The sequence below is a fragment of the Streptomyces sp. NPDC001315 genome, assembly GCF_042896175.1.
Lineage (GTDB): Bacteria > Actinomycetota > Actinomycetes > Streptomycetales > Streptomycetaceae > Streptomyces.
Map to the genome: position 1 here is coordinate 343,317 of NZ_JBIAWZ010000007.1, position 14,488 is coordinate 357,804.

A 14,488-nucleotide genomic window follows, 5' to 3' on the forward strand; every position below is an offset into this window, starting at 1 on the left:
ACAGGCAGTGAGGCCGCGACTGCGACAGCGAGTGCGGCGCCTGCCCCGGCCACGCACCCTGCGCGCCCGGCTCACCGTCGGCCTGGTGGTGCTGCTGGCGATCAGCTGCGCCGCGGTCGGCGTCGCCGCCGTGGTCGAGCTGAACGGCTTCCTCACCCGCCGCCTCGACGAGCAGCTCAGCGACGTCGGGACCCGGTTCCCGGCCAGCCTGGAACACCGGGGCCGGTTGCCGGACAACGACGGCGACGAGCACGGCGACACCCGCAGACAGGCCACGGGTACGTTCGGCGCCCGACTGGTCGGCGGCACGGTCACCAACGCGGCGGTCGTCCGCTCCGGCGACGCCACGGCGAACCTGAACGTGCCCCTGTCCGCCGGGGACGAGAAGCAGCTCGCCGTGGTCCCGGCAGACGGCAGGGGACACACGGTCGACCTCTCCTCCCTGGACGACTACCGGGTCCTGGCGACCCGGGGCCTCGACGGCGACGTACTGATCACGGGGCTGCCCCTGGAGCCGGTGCAGGCCACCGTCCGCAGGCTGGAGCTGGTCGCCGGGATCGTCTTCGCCCTGGCCCTGGCGGCCACCGGTGTCGCCGGCGCCCTCTGGGTGCGCTGGTCGCTGCGCCCGCTGAGCAGGGTCGCGGCGACCGCGACCCGGGTCAGCGAGCTGTCGCTGGCCAGCGGGGAGGTCGCGCTGCCGCCGCGCGCCCCCGAATCCGACCCGCGCAGCGAGGTGGGCCAGGTGGCCGCCGCCTTCAACCGCATGCTCGGCCATGTCGAGGACGCCCTGACCAAACGCCACGCCAGTGAGGAGCGGCTGCGCAGCTTCGCGGCCGACGCCAGCCACGAGCTGCGCACCCCGGTCGCCTCGGTCCGCGGCCACGCCGAACTCGCCCTGCTGCACCCCGGCCCGGTGCCGCAGCAGGTCACCCGTGCCCTGGAGCGCATAGCCGCCGAGTCCTCCCGTATGGGCGAGATGGTCGACGACCTGCTCCTGCTGGCCCGCCTGGACGCCGGCCGCCCCCTCGAACACCTTCCGGTCGACCTGACCCGCCTGGTCCTGGACGCGGTCACCGACGCCCGCGCGGCCGGCCCCGGCCACCGCTGGATCCTGGAGCTCGCGGAGGATCCGGTCACGGTGACCGGCGACACGCACCGCCTGCACCAGGTGTTGGCCAACCTGTTGGCCAACGCGCGTTTGCACACACCTGTTGGCACCAAGGTGACGGTGTCTCTGGAGACCGACGCCACCACGGCCGCCCTCAAGGTCCACGACGACGGCCCCGGCATCCCCGACGACATCCGGCCGGGCGTCTTCGAACGCTTCAGCCGCGCCGACCGTCGCCGCACAGAGGCCTCCGGCGGCGGCGCGGGACTGGGTCTGTCGATCGTGGCGGCGGTGGTGGAGGCCCATGCCGGGTGCGTGGACCTGGAGAGCCGCCCGGGGGCGACGACGTTCACGGTGCGGCTGCCCCTGACGGCCGGCTGAGCCGCCGCCACCTGACGGGGCACCGGGGAGCGTCACGGCCCGGGCTCGGGCACAGCAAGGCACAGGCAAGGCACAGGCAAGGCACAGGCACAGGCACAGCAGCGAAGACGTCGGACGTCAGTAGCGCGTGATCGCCGTCGGCCCGCTCCGCGTTCCGATCGCGATGTGCGGTCTCAGCGCCGGATCGGCCCAGCGCACCAGCGCACGCATCGCCGCCACCGGCACCGACACACACCCGGCGGTCGCCCCGCGCCCGTTGACGTGCAGAAAGATGCCTGCGCCGCGCCCGCGCACCGGCTTGTGGTAGTTGAAGCCGATGACGAGCGCGTACGCGTACTGCGTCTCGTAAGAGATCAGGTGCTCGGACTCGGCGGCTCGGCAGTCGGACGGGCGAGGCTCGGTCCAGCGGTTGTAGGCGCGGGAGTCGTTGTCCTGGCACCACCAGGAGTTCTCCCGAACCGGCCGGTAGGCGACGGCGGTTCCGCTCGGCGCCTTCTTGATCCCGAACCCGAACGGCAGGTCGTACAGCCCGGCCGGTGTCCTGTTGGTCCCCTGCTTTCGAGAGGCGCCGTCGACCAGCCCATTCGCCCCGAACCGGGCCTGCGTGGAACCCGTCTTCACCCACTGCCCGTTCCGCAGGTCCCACCAGCTGAGCGTGCCCGACGTCGAGTCGGCGCGCGGCGCCTGAGCCGTGATCAGCTGGGTGCCGCCCCCGGTGTCCGCCATCCGCGCGGGCAGAGGCGGCTCACCACCGGGCGCGGCGGCACCGAGCAGCAGAGGGGACAGGGAGACGAGACCGGCGGCAACGACACCAGGGCGCATGCTCAGACGCTAGAGGGAGGCAGTGGCAACGGCAGCCCGGGTAGTCCATCCAGGCTGGTTTCCACGTGCTCCTTCTTCTGGAAGTAGTCGCTCAGCGAGGCGTCGTCCTCGCGGGCGAAGCGCCTGGCGTGCAGGTCGCGGTCCTCGTCGTACGTCATGAAGGGCACCGCGTACCCGCAGGTGTCGCGCACGAGTTCGGCTCGCACCACGATGATCGCGCGCAGGCCGTGCGGGGTCGGGTCGATGTCCGGGAAGCGGGCGAGGAACTCCTTGAAACGGGGGTCGTCACGGAAGACCGGCTCCCCGCGGCCGTGCACCCGCACGATGTTCGGCGGCCCCTGGAACGCGCACCACATCAGGGTGATCCGGCCGTTCTCGCGCAGGTGCGCGATGGTCTCGGCGTTGGATCCGGCGAAGTCGAGGTAGGCCACGGTGTGTTCGTCGAGCACGGCGAACGAGCCCTTGACGCCCTTGGGGGAGAGGTTGACCGTGCCGTCGTCGGACAGCGGAGCGGTCGCGGTGAAGAACAGGGGCTGCTCCTCGATGAACGTACGGAGCCTGCCGTCTATGCGCTCGTAAGTCTTTCCCATGTCTAACGATTATCGATGGAATCCTTTCGCCTGTCTAAGGAATTGAGGGATCCGGTACGTGGTGGCCCGTCACGGTCTGCCGGCGGCCTGCCATGGCCCCCATGGCACCCCCGTCGCCGACTGTGGCCGCCCCGGCCGACGCTCACTCGGGGCGGCCACAGCTGCCGGTCACCTCACTTGTTGAGCGTGCAGGCGGCCAGCGAGTCCAGGCCCGTCGGCTTGGCCGCCGTACGTCCGATCGCCGTCGCGATGCGGTTGACAGTCGCCACGCGCTTGTCCTTGAGGGGGCCGAGGATGGCGTTCTGGACGAAGTTGGGGCCGCCCTGGCCCACGGTGTCGACGAGGCGCTTGTTGGCTTCCTGGATCTGCGTGTTCAGAAGGGCGAGATTGCGGTCGACCTCGGCCTTCGCGGTGGCGGGGATCGCGGGCAGTTGCGAGGCCACGTCCGGGCAGGTGATCGTGCCGACGGCGTTGGTGCTCCCCGCGTTCCCCGCGTTACCGGTGTTGCCTGCGTTACCCGTGTTCCCGCCGGCCTGGGTCGCCGCCGCGCTCGGCGTGGCCGTCGCGGTGTTCGCCACGCCGCCCGCGCTGAGGGTGCACGGCGCGAGCGAGTCCAGGCCCGTCGGCTTGGCGGCCGTACGTCCGATCGCCGTCGCGATGCGGTTGACGGTCGCCACGCGCTTGTCCTTGAGGGGGCCGAGGATGGCGTTCTGGACGAAGTTGGGGCCGCCCTGGCCCACGGTGTCGACGAGGCGCTTGTTGGCTTCCTGGATCTGCGTGTTCAGGAGGGCGAGATTGCGATCGACCTCGGCCTTCGCGGTGGCGGGGATCGCGGGCAGTTGCGAGGCCACGTCCGGGCAGGTGATCGTGCCGGGGGCGGCGAGGGTCCTGGCGGTCGTGCCGCCGCTCTTGGGGGTCTCCCCGGCGAGGGCGGAGTTCACGACCACCGCGCCGGTCAGCGCCAGAGCGGCGGCGCCGCCGATGACCGCCACGCGACGCTTGTTGTACTTCGGAAGAGCCCTGGACATGCGGATGCCTCACTTGGGTCAGGAGTGGGTTTACAGACGCGGCGCCGGCGTTCAGCCGTGAGTACGGGTAAGCGATTTCAGTTGTTCAAAGCCCCTTCGAAAACTTCCTCGGACCCGAGTCCCCGCCGTCCGGTCCCCCTCCGGTCCGCCTCCGCCTCTGCTCCCGTCTGTTCCGCCTCCGCCTCTGCCCGCCCCGGCCCCGGATTGACGAATCATGCAGAGTCCCGCATACTCATGCATAGATAGGAACGCACTGTGAGGAGAAGCCCGTGACCGAGCGCGTCGTACTCGCCTATTCCGGCGGTCTGGACACCTCCGTCGCCATCGGCTGGATCGCCGAGGAGACGGGCGCCGAGGTCATCGCTGTCGCCGTGGACGTCGGCCAGGGCGGCGAGGACCTGGACGTCATCCGCAAGCGCGCCCTCGCGTGCGGTGCCGTCGAGGCCGAGGTCGCCGACGCCAAGGACGAGTTCGCCGACGAGTACTGCCTCCCGGCGATCAAGGCCAACGCGCTCTACATGGACCGCTACCCGCTGGTCTCCGCCCTCTCCCGGCCGACGATCGTCAAGCACCTCGTCGCCGCCGCCAAGAAGCACGGCGCCACCACGGTCGCCCACGGCTGCACCGGCAAGGGCAACGACCAGGTCCGTTTCGAGGCCGGCATCGTGGCCCTCGCCCCCGATCTCAAGTGCATCGCCCCGGTCCGCGACTACGCGATGACCCGCGACAAGGCCATCGCGTTCTGCGAGGAGAAGAACCTCCCGATCGCGACCACCAAGAAGTCCCCGTACTCCATCGACCAGAACGTCTTCGGCCGTGCCGTCGAGACCGGCTTCCTCGAGGACATCTGGAACGCGCCGATCGAGGACATCTACGAGTACACCCAGAACCCGGCAGTGCAGCGGGACGCCGACGAGGTGATCATCACCTTCAAGGAGGGTGTCCCGGTCGCCGTCGACGGCAAGCCCGTCACCGTGCTCCAGGCCATCCAGCAGCTCAACGAGCGCGCCGGCGCCCAGGGCATCGGCCGGATCGACATGGTCGAGGACCGGCTCGTGGGCATCAAGTCCCGCGAGGTGTACGAGGCCCCCGGCGCGATCGCCCTGATCACCGCCCACCAGGAGCTGGAGAACGTCACCGTCGAGCGTGAACTCGCCCGCTACAAGCGGCAGGTGGAGCAGCGCTGGGGCGAACTGGTCTACGACGGCCAGTGGTTCTCCCCGCTCAAGCGCGCCCTGGACGGCTTCATCGACGAGGCCAACCAGCACGTCAACGGTGACGTCCGGATGACCCTGCACGGCGGCCGCGCGGTCGTCACCGGCCGGCGCTCCGAGTCGTCCCTGTACGACTTCAACCTGGCCACCTACGACACGGGTGACACGTTCGACCAGGCCGCGGCCAAGGGCTTCATCGACATCTACAGCCTGTCGTCGAAGATCGCTGCGAAGCGGGACCTCGCGTAAGCAGTAGCGTGATGACCGCCTCCCTGACCGTCGGACGGCAGGGAGGCGGTCGCGCAGGGTCTGGGGTGTCCCGGTGTCCCCCGGAAAAACACAGCCACCACCTCCAAGGAGCACAGCAGTGAGCAGCAACAGCGGTGACGTACGGCTCTGGGGCGCCCGTTTCGCCGACGGTCCCGCCGAGGCCCTGGCGAACCTGTCCGCGTCCGTCCACTTCGACTGGCGGCTCGCGCCCTACGACATCGCCGGTTCGCGTGCCCACGCGCGCGTGCTGCACAAGGCGAGCCTCCTCACGGAGGACGAGCTGACCCGAATGCTCGCGGGCCTCGACCAGCTCGAGGCGGACGTGGCGGACGGCTCCTTCGTCGGCACGGTCGCCGACGAGGACGTGCACAGCGCCCTGGAGCGGGGTCTGCTGCAGCGTCTCGGCCCCGACCTCGGCGGCAAGCTCCGCGCGGGCCGCTCCCGCAACGACCAGATCGCCACCCTCTTCCGCATGTACCTGCGCGACCACGCCCGGATCATCGGCGGCCTCATCGCCGAGCTCCAGGACGCGCTGATCGGCCTGGCGGAGGCCCACCCGGACGTGGCGATGCCCGGCCGCACCCACCTCCAGCACGCCCAGCCGGTCCTCTTCGCCCACCATGTGCTCGCCCACGTCCAGTCGCTGTCCCGGGACGCCGAGCGCCTGCGCCAGTGGGACGAGCGGACCGCCGTGTCGCCGTACGGCGCGGGCGCGCTCGCGGGCAGCAGCCTCGGCCTGGACCCGGAGGCGGTGGCCGAGGACCTCGGCTTCGAGCGCGGCAGCGTCGGCAACTCCATCGACGGCACGGCCTCCCGCGACTTCGTCGCCGAGTTCGCCTTCATCACGGCGATGATCGGCGTGAACCTCTCGCGGATCTCCGAGGAGATCATCATCTGGAACACGAAGGAGTTCTCCTTCGTGACGCTGCACGACGCGTTCTCCACGGGCTCGTCGATCATGCCGCAGAAGAAGAACCCCGACATCGCGGAGCTGGCGCGCGGCAAGTCGGGCCGCCTGATCGGCAACCTCACCGGCCTGATGGCCACCCTCAAGGCGCTCCCGCTCGCGTACAACCGGGACCTCCAGGAGGACAAGGAGCCGGTCTTCGACTCCTGCGACCAGCTCGAGGTCCTGCTCCCCGCCTTCACCGGCATGATCGCCACGCTCACCGTCAACCGGGAGCGCATGGAGGAGCTGGCCCCCGCGGGCTTCTCGCTCGCGACCGACATCGCCGAGTGGCTGGTCAAGCAGGGCGTGCCGTTCCGCGTGGCGCACGAGGTCGCCGGCGAGTGCGTGAAGGTCGCCGAGGCCGAGGGCAAGGAACTGGACGGCCTGACGGACGAACAGTTCGCGAAGATCTCCGCCCACCTCACCCCCGAGGTACGGTCGGTCCTCAACGTCCACGGCGCACTCGCGGCGCGCAACGGCCGCGGCGGTACGGCCCCGGAGGCGGTCGCCGTCCAGCTCGCCGAGGTCAAGACGGACGTGGCGGCGCAGCACGCGTGGGCCACGGCGAAGGACAAGAAGTAGCCGACGGCACGTCACACCCACGCGCGCGTGAAGCTCCTTCCGGGGCTCCACGCGCGCGTGGCTTCCAGGGGAACCGGACACGCGTCACGCGTCTCGACCCCACACGTGCGGGACACTTCCGAACACCGACGCGACTGCGCGTCACACCACACCACGTCATGCCCGGCCCCGCCCCGCCCGGCCCTGCCCCGTGCGCGTGCCGCACCGCTCCATACGCTGCCGCGTCCGGCGTCGCCATGGGCGTGCGTGCCACCTCCGGCGTCGCCATGGGCGTGCGTGCCACCTCCGGTGCCGTCACATGGGCGTGCGTGCCGCGTCCGGCGTCGATACATCGGGGCGTGTGCCGTGTCCGGCGTCGATACATGGGGGCGTGTGCCGCGTCGGGTGCCGCTCCCCGCGCGTGATGCCCCCAGGTGCGCATCAAGCATCGCCTTCGCGGTTACGTTGGTCATGAGCCGCAAGGAGCCGACCGAAACGGAGCCCGCGATGCCCTTCGCCCGCCTGAGCGCAGCGACGACTCCCACCGCCCACATCGGACTCGGCCTGGCCGCCGTCGGCCGTCCCGGTTACATCAACCTCGGCCGGGAGCAGGACCTGCCGCCCGTCCGCAGTGTCGACGCCCTGCGCGAGCGGACCCACGAACTCCTGGACGCCGCCTACGCCCAGGGCGTCCGATACTTCGACGTCGCCCGCTCCTACGGCCGCTCCGAGGAGTTCCTCGCCGAGTGGCTGAACGCACGTCCCGACATCGACGACATCGTCGTCGGCAGCAAGTGGGGCTACACCTACACCGCGGGCTGGTCCACCGACGCCGAGCGGCACGAGGTCAAGGACCACAGCGTCCAGTCGTACGAACGGCAGCGCGTCGAGACCGCCGCCCTGCTCGGCGACCGGCTCGACCTCTACCAGATCCACTCGGTGACCCCGGACAGCCCGGCCCTCACCGACAAGGAGCTCCACGCGAAGCTCGCCGAGGCCGCCGCCCAGGGCACCACCATCGGCTTCTCCACCAGCGGCCCGGCCCAGGCCGACGCCATCCGTGCCGCGCTCGCCGTGACGGTCGACGGTGAGCTCCTCTTCCGTACCGTCCAGTCGACGTACAACGCTCTGGAGACGTCGGCCGCCCCGGCCCTCGCCGAGGCGCACGACGCCGGACTCACGGTGATCGTCAAGGAGTGCATGGCCAACGGACGGCTCGCGGACCCCTACGCGCCGGACGCGTTGAAGCAGGTGGCGGTGGAAACATCCCTGGGCTGCGACGCGGTCGCCCTCGCCCTGGTCCTGCGCCGGCCCTGGGCCGGCGTCGTCCTCTCCGGTGCCGCGACCGTCAACCAGCTCGCCTCCAACCTGCATGCGGCCGTCGTCGACCTCGACGAGGACCAGCTGGCCCGGCTTGCCACGCTCGCGGAGGAGCCGCACACGTACTGGGAGCGGCGCGGGCAGCTGCCCTGGCACTGAGAAACGCACCCAGGAAGACCGCTGCTCAGACCTGCTCCCGTGAGGCACATGCGCCTACAATGAGACGAAGATGTCTCACATGGTCTATTGTTGTCTCATGGCCGTCGATCGTGACCACGTGCTGCGCAGCGCAGCCGCCCTGCTGACCCGCAAATCCACCGCGACCATGGACGAGGTCGCCAAGGCCGCCGGTATCAGCCGGGCCACGCTGCACCGCCAGTTCGCCGGCCGTGACGCGCTCGTCCGGGCGCTGGAGTCGCTCGGCATCGCCGAGTGCGACGCCGCGCTGGATGCTGCCCGCCTGGACGAGGGCACGGCCCGCGACGCCGTACACCGTCTGGTGCGCGAGATCGAACCCGCTGCCGGACTGCTCGCCTTCCTCTACACCGAGAACCAGCTGTTCGAGGGCGAGGGGCAGAACACGGGCTGGACCCGGATCGACGACCGCATCGCCGCCCTGTTCCGACGTGGCCAGGCAGCCGGAGAGTTCCGCATCGACCTCACCCCGGCCTGGCTCACCGAGGCGCTGTACGGCCTGCTGGCATCCGCCGCCTGGGCGGTGTCGGAAGGCCGCGTCGCCTCCAAGGATTTCACCCACATGATCGTCGAGCTGCTGCTCGGCGGCGCACTGCGGCGAGACGAACCACGAAGAGAGGAATCATGACCAGCACCCTGCAGCCGGCGCTCACGACAGAGGCGGTGAAGCGCCCGGGCCGCTGGCTCGCGCTCGGTGTCCTCGTCCTCGCCGTGCTGCTGGTGGCCGTCGACGCGACCGTCCTCGGCCTCGCGACCCCCTACATCAGCGAGGACCTGAAGCCCTCCGGCACCCAGCTCCTCTGGATCGGTGACGTCTACTCCTTCGTCATCGCGGGCCTGCTCGTCTCCATGGGCAGCCTCGGCGACCGCATCGGCCGCAAGCGGATCCTGCTCGGCGGTGCCACGGCGTTCGGCGCGATATCCGTCCTGAACGCCTACGCGACCTCGCCGGAGACGATGATCCTGGCCCGGGCCCTGCTCGGCGTCGCGGGCGCGACCCTGATGCCGGCCACGCTCGCCCTGATCCGCAACCTCTTCCACGACCCGCGCGAGCGCAGCCTCGCCGTCGGGATCTGGGGCGCCACCGCCTCCGCGGGTACGGCGATCGGGCCGATCACCGGGGGCTTCCTCCTCGAGCACTTCTGGTGGGGCTCGGTCTTCCTGATCAACCTGCCCGTGATGGTCGTCCTCGTCCTCGTGGGCATCAAGCTGCTCCCGGAGTCCCGCAATCCGAACCCCGGCCCCTGGGATCTCATCAGCGTGGCGCTGTCCCTGGTCGGCATGATCGCTGTCGTGTACGCGGTCAAGGAGGCCGCCACCCACGGTTGCACCTGGGAGACGCTCACCACCGGCCTGCTGGGCGCGGCCGCCCTGTACTGGTTCATCCGACGCCAGCTCACCCTGCCGACCCCGCTGCTGGACATGCGGCTGTTTCGCAACCGTGGCTTCAGCGGCGCCGTCCTCGCCGACCTGCTGACCGTGCTGGGCCTGTCCGGTCTGGTGTTCTTCCTGTCCCAGTATCTGCAACTCGTCCAGGGCAGGCGCCCGTTCGAGGCGGGTCTGGCCGAACTGCCCGCCGCGATCGGTGCGGTGGCGGCCGGTCTGGTCGCGGGCCGCGCGGCCCGGCGCTTCTCGGTGCGGGCCGTGGTCTCCGGCGGCCTCGCCGCCGTGGGCCTCGCGCTGGCCTCGCTCACGCTGATCGACCGGTCGACGGGCTACCCGCTGCTGGGCACCGCCCTGCTGGTCGTCGGCGTCGGCGCCGGCTTCTCCTTCACCGTCACCGCCGACGTGATCCTCTCCAGCGTGCCCAAGGAACAGGCGGGCGCCGCGTCCGCGGTCTCCGAGACGGCGTACGAACTGGGCGCGGCCCTCGGTATCGCCGTACTCGGATCCATCATGACGAGCGTCTACCGCGACTTCACGGGCCCGGCGGGCGCGCCGGCCGGGGCCCATGAGTCACTGAGCGGCGCGGTGGAGGCGGCATCACACCTGCCCCCGGACACCGCACGGCAACTGCTGACCTCGGCCCGCGAGGCATTCGTGGACGGCCTGAGCCTGGCGGCGGGAGCGGGCGCCGTCGTGCTGCTCGCGACGGCGGCAGCAGCATGGTTCCTGCTCCGCGGCCAACGGCTGGACAGCGGACAGTGAGGGGCGCGGTGCTGTGACGACATGCGGCTCCGCCGCGTGGGCGCGACCAGCCACAACACACCGCACCCGAAAACCGGCCGACCGGCGGAGGCGCTACGCCGCCTTCGCCTTGGTCGCATACATGTCCACGTACTCCTGCCCGGACAACCGCATCACCTCGGCCATCACGGAGTCCGTCACGGCCCGCAGCACATAACGGTCCCGGTCCATCCCCTCGTACCGGGAGAACTCCATCGCCTCCCCGAACCGGACCGTGACCCGGCTCGGCCGGGGCATACCGGACCCACCCGGCTGGATCTTGTCCGTGCCGATCATGGCGAAGGGAACGACGGGCGCCCCGGTCATCAGCGTCAGCCGCGCGATGCCGGTACGCCCGCGGTACAGACGGCCGTCGGGGGAACGCGTGCCCTCGGGGTAGATGCCGAAGACCCGGCCCTCCTCGAGGATCCGGCGGCCGGTCATCAGGGCCGCGACACCGCCCTTGCCGCCGTCGCGGTCGACCGGGATCATGCCGACGCCGGTGAAGAACCACGCCATCAGCCGGCCCTTGAAACCCTTGCCGGTGACGTACTCGTCCTTGCCGATGAAGAAGACCTGGCGGTCGCAGACGAGCGGCAGGATCATCGAGTCGATGAACGTGACGTGGTTGCCGGCCAGGATGACCGGGCCCGTGCCGGGAATGTGCTCCACGCCCTCCACCCGGGGGCGGAACATCAGGCGCATGACCGGTCCGAGCACTGCCTTGATGAGCGCGAAGCGGGACAACGGACCCTCCGAGTCGAGAGATGGCCGAGCAAAGCGTGATGAGTCTGTGCAGGTGAGGACGATACTCGCGGCCCCCGGGGTGGCGCACATCGGGTGCGTCGGGTTCACCGAGGTCTTACGCACTGTTGACGTACGTTTACCTGCGGTGTCGTCCCGTCGCCGCCGCGTAACGCGCACGCGACGTCGCGGACGATGTGACGGACATCGCGCGGGTCGCACCGCCCGACTGCTCCGAGCGGGTACCGCTCGCCTACCCCGGCCGCTCGCATCGAAGCAGACGTACCGTCACAACGCGCCGTCGATACGCCATCCGGTGTCATCCGCGCGTTGGACCCAAGGCCTCCCTTTCGTCATGTCCACACCCCTACGATCGGCGCGCACTGACGAGCCGACGGCAGGAGGGCGCTCATGGCCACGCAGGGGTCACAGGAGTCGCAGGGGTCGAACGAGGAAATGGCCGGGACCGGACGGCGGGCGCTGCTCGGCGCGGCGGTCCTCGGCGCGGGCGGAGCGGTCCTGGGCATCGCCGGTACGGCGAGAGCCGACGCGCGGCAAGGGGGACGCGGCTTGAAGAGCCTGCCCGTGCCGACGATCATCGGCCACCGCGGCGCCAGCGGCTACCGGCCCGAGCACACCTTCGGCTCGTACCAGTTCGCCCTCGACCTGGGCGCGGACATCGTCGAGGCCGGCGACCTGGTTCCCACCAAGGACGGCCACCTCGTCTGCCGCCACGAGCCGGAGATCGGCGGCACCACGGACGTCGCCGACCACCCGGAGTTCGCCGGCCGGAAGACCACCAAGGTTCTCGACGGCGTCGCCACCACCGGCTGGTTCACCGAGGACTTCACGCTCGCCGAACTGAAGACCCTGCGTGCCGTCGAGCGCATCCCGGCCAACCGCCCGCACAACACGCTCTACAACGGCCGCTGGGAGATCCCCACCTTCGAAGAGGTGCTCCGCTGGCAGGACGAGCAGACCCGCACGCGCGGCAAGCAGGTCTGGATCTACCCGGAGACCAAGCACCCCACCTACTTCCGCAAGCTGGGCCTGGGCCTGGAGGAGCGGGTCGCCAAGCTGCTGCGCAAGTACGGCAAGGACAAGTGGAACTCGCCGGTCATCCTGCAGTCCTTCGAGCCGACCAGCATCCAGCGCCTGAACACGCTCGTCGACAACCCGCTCGTCGTCCTGCTCTCCACGGCGAACAGCCGCCCCTGGGACTTCGTCGAGACGGGCGACCCGCGCACGGTCGCCGACCTCATCACCCCCGCAGGCCTCAGGGAGATCGCCGGGTACGCGCAGGGCATCGGCCCGACCCTCGACCTGGTCGTCCCGAAGGACGCGAGCGGCAACCTCACCACACCGACCACCCTGGTCAAGGACGCCCACGCGGTGGGCCTGATCCTGCACCCCTACACCATGCGCAACGAGAACCCCTTCCTGCCCGCGAACTTCCGCAAGGGCACCGACGCCGACGCCTACGGCGACGTCTTCGGCGCCTTCAAGGCCTACTTCGCGACCGGCATCGACGGCGTCTTCACCGACAACGCGGACACCGGCGTGCTGGCCCGCGCGGACTTCGTCAACGGCTGATTCCCCGTTGGAGTGAGAGTCGGCCGCCCGGGCAACCCGACGCCCGGGCGGCCGCGTCGTGCCGCACATGAAGCACGACATGCTCACCGCCCTGCGCCCGCTGCTCGTCGCCGAGGCCTCCGCCGAGGCGCACGCCCTGGGGACCGAGGCGGGGGACCTGGAACAGGCGGTCTGGGTCCGCCTCCTGGAACGCCTCGCGGCCGACGCGCCGCCACGCGACCCGCAGGGATGGCTGCGCAAGGCCGTCCGCTCCGAGGCGCGCCGCACCCGCCGCACGACCCGCCTTGAGCGGCCGTACGCCACCGAGCCCGTCGCCGATGACGACCGCGGCCCCGAACAACTCGCCCTCGGTGCCGCCTGCCACCGCGCCCTGCGCGACGCGGTGCGCCGGCTGCCCGGCCGCTGCCCGCGCCTGATGGAGGCTCTGCTGTCGCCGGAAGACCTCACATACCGGGAGATCGCGGGGGAGTTGGGTATCTCACAGGGCAGTCTGGGACCGGAACGTTCCAGATGTCTGGGATGTCTACGGCGTTTGCTCACATCGGAGGTTGCGGCCCGCGGAGGGCGGGGATAGGAGTGAGGGACAACAGGCGATCAGGTGAGCGGGAGGCGTGCGCACATGGGCATGAGCGTGACCATCTCGGTGGCGACCGAGCAGGACGTGGAGCAGATCTTCAGGCTGCAGTACCTGTGCTTCCAGAGTGAGGCTGCGCTGTACGGCAACTACCGCATCGACCCGCTCGTCCAGAGCCTCGACTCGGTCCGCGCGGAGGTCGCCTCCGACTGCGTCTTCGTGGCGCGCCTCGGCGAGGAGGTCGTCGGCTCGGTGCGCGGCCGGGTCACCGAGGACGGCGCGGCCGCCATCGGCAAGCTCTGCGTCCACCCCCGCCTCCAGGGCCACGGCATCGGCGCCCGCCTGCTCCGCGCGGCCGAGTCGGCCCTCGCCGAGGAGCGCGGCGCCAAGAAGTTCCGCCTGTTCACCGGCCACCGCAGCGAGGGCAACCTGCGCCTGTACCGCCGCGTGGGCTACGAGACGGTGGGCACGTCCAAGGGCGACGACGGCGTACCGATGATCATCCTGGAGAAGCCGGCGGGAACGTACGCGACGACGGCCTAGACGAGACCCGGACGCCTACCGCTGGATACGCGCCTTGCGGAGCCAGTACAGCGCGGACAACGGCAGCAGTACGGGGATGAAGACGTACCCCATGCCGTACTTCGACCACACCGTGGCGTCCGGGAACGCGGACGGTTCGATCAGGGTCCACGTACCGACGATCAGGACACCCGCGAGCTCGGCGGCGCAGCACACCAGCGCCGCCCTGCGGGCCGTCTCCCCGCCGCGCACCAGCGAGTAGGTGATGAATCCGTACACCACACCCGCCACCGCCGACAGCGAGTAGGCGAGCGGCGCCCGGTCGAACTCGGTGGCGATCTGGTAGACGGACCGCGACACCGCGCCGACGACCATCACGCCGTACAGCCAGACCAGCAGAATGCCCGGCCCGCTGATGAGCCGGGCCGCCTTGTCGTTCACCGCGGTCATC

At 70.6% G+C, this 14,488-nt stretch carries 14 protein-coding genes; 9 read left to right on the forward strand and 5 right to left on the reverse strand.

Going from position 1 to position 14,488, the window contains the following annotated elements; translation table 11 throughout:
- Positions 1-31: 31 nt before the first annotated feature.
- Positions 32-1,489, forward strand: a complete 1,458-nt coding sequence (locus ACFY16_RS22280; RefSeq protein WP_390648887.1) for a sensor histidine kinase — start codon at positions 32-34, stop codon at positions 1,487-1,489.
- A gap of 117 nt (positions 1,490-1,606) precedes the next feature.
- Here ACFY16_RS22280 and ACFY16_RS22285 read toward each other — a convergent pair whose 3' ends face one another.
- The 3 genes from ACFY16_RS22285 to ACFY16_RS22295 all read right to left on the reverse strand — a co-directional run bounded on the left by ACFY16_RS22285 (position 1,607) and on the right by ACFY16_RS22295 (position 3,929).
- Positions 1,607-2,311 carry a L,D-transpeptidase gene (locus tag ACFY16_RS22285; RefSeq protein WP_390648888.1) on the reverse strand — a complete coding sequence of 235 codons (705 nt, stop codon included), beginning with the start codon at positions 2,309-2,311 and terminating at the stop codon, positions 1,607-1,609.
- Between the two features lie 2 nt (positions 2,312-2,313).
- Positions 2,314-2,901, reverse strand: a complete 588-nt coding sequence (locus tag ACFY16_RS22290; RefSeq protein ID WP_390648889.1) for a pyridoxamine 5'-phosphate oxidase family protein — start codon at positions 2,899-2,901, stop codon at positions 2,314-2,316.
- A gap of 173 nt (positions 2,902-3,074) precedes the next feature.
- The gene (locus ACFY16_RS22295) at positions 3,075-3,929 is read right to left on the reverse strand and encodes a hypothetical protein (protein WP_390648890.1); all 855 of its coding nucleotides are present in this window, start codon (positions 3,927-3,929) and stop codon (positions 3,075-3,077) included.
- A 269-nt stretch (positions 3,930-4,198) separates the two neighbouring features.
- Between ACFY16_RS22295 and ACFY16_RS22300 the strand changes: the two genes are divergently transcribed.
- The 5 genes from ACFY16_RS22300 to ACFY16_RS22320 all read left to right on the forward strand — a co-directional run bounded on the left by ACFY16_RS22300 (position 4,199) and on the right by ACFY16_RS22320 (position 10,586).
- A complete protein-coding gene (locus tag ACFY16_RS22300) occupies positions 4,199-5,392 on the forward strand; it encodes an argininosuccinate synthase (RefSeq protein WP_390648891.1) in 1,194 nt (397 codons plus the stop codon).
- Between the two features lie 118 nt (positions 5,393-5,510).
- Positions 5,511-6,944: an argininosuccinate lyase gene (argH, locus tag ACFY16_RS22305; RefSeq protein WP_390648892.1), complete on the forward strand. Its 1,434-nt coding sequence runs from the start codon at positions 5,511-5,513 to the stop codon at positions 6,942-6,944.
- A gap of 486 nt (positions 6,945-7,430) precedes the next feature.
- The gene (locus ACFY16_RS22310; protein WP_390648960.1) at positions 7,431-8,402 is read left to right on the forward strand and encodes an aldo/keto reductase; all 972 of its coding nucleotides are present in this window, start codon (positions 7,431-7,433) and stop codon (positions 8,400-8,402) included.
- Between the two features lie 97 nt (positions 8,403-8,499).
- Positions 8,500-9,066 carry a TetR/AcrR family transcriptional regulator gene (locus ACFY16_RS22315; protein WP_390648893.1) on the forward strand — a complete coding sequence of 189 codons (567 nt, stop codon included), beginning with the start codon at positions 8,500-8,502 and terminating at the stop codon, positions 9,064-9,066.
- The gene (locus ACFY16_RS22320) at positions 9,063-10,586 is read left to right on the forward strand and encodes an MFS transporter (RefSeq protein WP_390648894.1); all 1,524 of its coding nucleotides are present in this window, start codon (positions 9,063-9,065) and stop codon (positions 10,584-10,586) included. The genes ACFY16_RS22315 and ACFY16_RS22320 overlap by 4 nt, the downstream gene beginning before the upstream one ends.
- A gap of 93 nt (positions 10,587-10,679) precedes the next feature.
- Here ACFY16_RS22320 and ACFY16_RS22325 read toward each other — a convergent pair whose 3' ends face one another.
- Positions 10,680-11,351 (reverse strand): lysophospholipid acyltransferase family protein, encoded by a 672-nt coding sequence (locus tag ACFY16_RS22325; protein ID WP_390648895.1) that lies wholly within the window; start codon positions 11,349-11,351, stop codon positions 10,680-10,682.
- A gap of 408 nt (positions 11,352-11,759) precedes the next feature.
- Here ACFY16_RS22325 and ACFY16_RS22330 point away from each other — a divergent pair, with 408 nt between their 5' ends.
- From ACFY16_RS22330 to ACFY16_RS22340, 3 genes are all read left to right on the forward strand, one after another.
- On the forward strand, positions 11,760-12,941 hold the full coding sequence (locus tag ACFY16_RS22330) for a glycerophosphodiester phosphodiesterase (RefSeq protein ID WP_390648896.1): 1,182 nt from the start codon (positions 11,760-11,762) through the stop codon (positions 12,939-12,941).
- 67 nt (positions 12,942-13,008) lie between these two features.
- Positions 13,009-13,515, forward strand: a complete 507-nt coding sequence (locus ACFY16_RS22335) for an RNA polymerase sigma factor (RefSeq protein ID WP_390648897.1) — start codon at positions 13,009-13,011, stop codon at positions 13,513-13,515.
- 45 nt (positions 13,516-13,560) lie between these two features.
- Complete coding sequence (locus ACFY16_RS22340) at positions 13,561-14,058, forward strand: GNAT family N-acetyltransferase (protein WP_390648898.1); 498 nt, start codon at positions 13,561-13,563, stop codon at positions 14,056-14,058.
- 15 nt (positions 14,059-14,073) lie between these two features.
- On the opposite strand, the gene ACFY16_RS22345 is transcribed toward ACFY16_RS22340, so the two are convergent.
- Complete coding sequence (locus ACFY16_RS22345) at positions 14,074-14,487, reverse strand: hypothetical protein (RefSeq protein WP_390648899.1); 414 nt, start codon at positions 14,485-14,487, stop codon at positions 14,074-14,076.
- Position 14,488: the final 1 nt, after the last annotated feature.

Bases quoted from the DNA above. Each gene is read 5' to 3' on its own strand.
- ACFY16_RS22330 (WP_390648896.1), top strand. From the start codon at position 11,760: ATGGCCACGCAGGGGTCACAGGAGTCGCAGGGGTCGAACGAGGAAATG.
- ACFY16_RS22340 (WP_390648898.1), top strand. From the start codon at position 13,561: ATGGGCATGAGCGTGACCATCTCGGTGGCGACCGAGCAGGACGTGGAG.
- ACFY16_RS22315 (WP_390648893.1), top strand. From the start codon at position 8,500: ATGGCCGTCGATCGTGACCACGTGCTGCGCAGCGCAGCCGCCCTGCTG.
- ACFY16_RS22345 (WP_390648899.1), bottom strand. From the start codon at position 14,487: ATGACCGCGGTGAACGACAAGGCGGCCCGGCTCATCAGCGGGCCGGGC.
- ACFY16_RS22335 (WP_390648897.1), top strand. From the start codon at position 13,009: ATGAAGCACGACATGCTCACCGCCCTGCGCCCGCTGCTCGTCGCCGAG.
- ACFY16_RS22295 (WP_390648890.1), bottom strand. From the start codon at position 3,929: ATGTCCAGGGCTCTTCCGAAGTACAACAAGCGTCGCGTGGCGGTCATC.
- ACFY16_RS22290 (WP_390648889.1), bottom strand. From the start codon at position 2,901: ATGGGAAAGACTTACGAGCGCATAGACGGCAGGCTCCGTACGTTCATC.
- ACFY16_RS22320 (WP_390648894.1), top strand. From the start codon at position 9,063: ATGACCAGCACCCTGCAGCCGGCGCTCACGACAGAGGCGGTGAAGCGC.
- ACFY16_RS22310 (WP_390648960.1), top strand. From the start codon at position 7,431: ATGCCCTTCGCCCGCCTGAGCGCAGCGACGACTCCCACCGCCCACATC.
- ACFY16_RS22285 (WP_390648888.1), bottom strand. From the start codon at position 2,311: ATGCGCCCTGGTGTCGTTGCCGCCGGTCTCGTCTCCCTGTCCCCTCTG.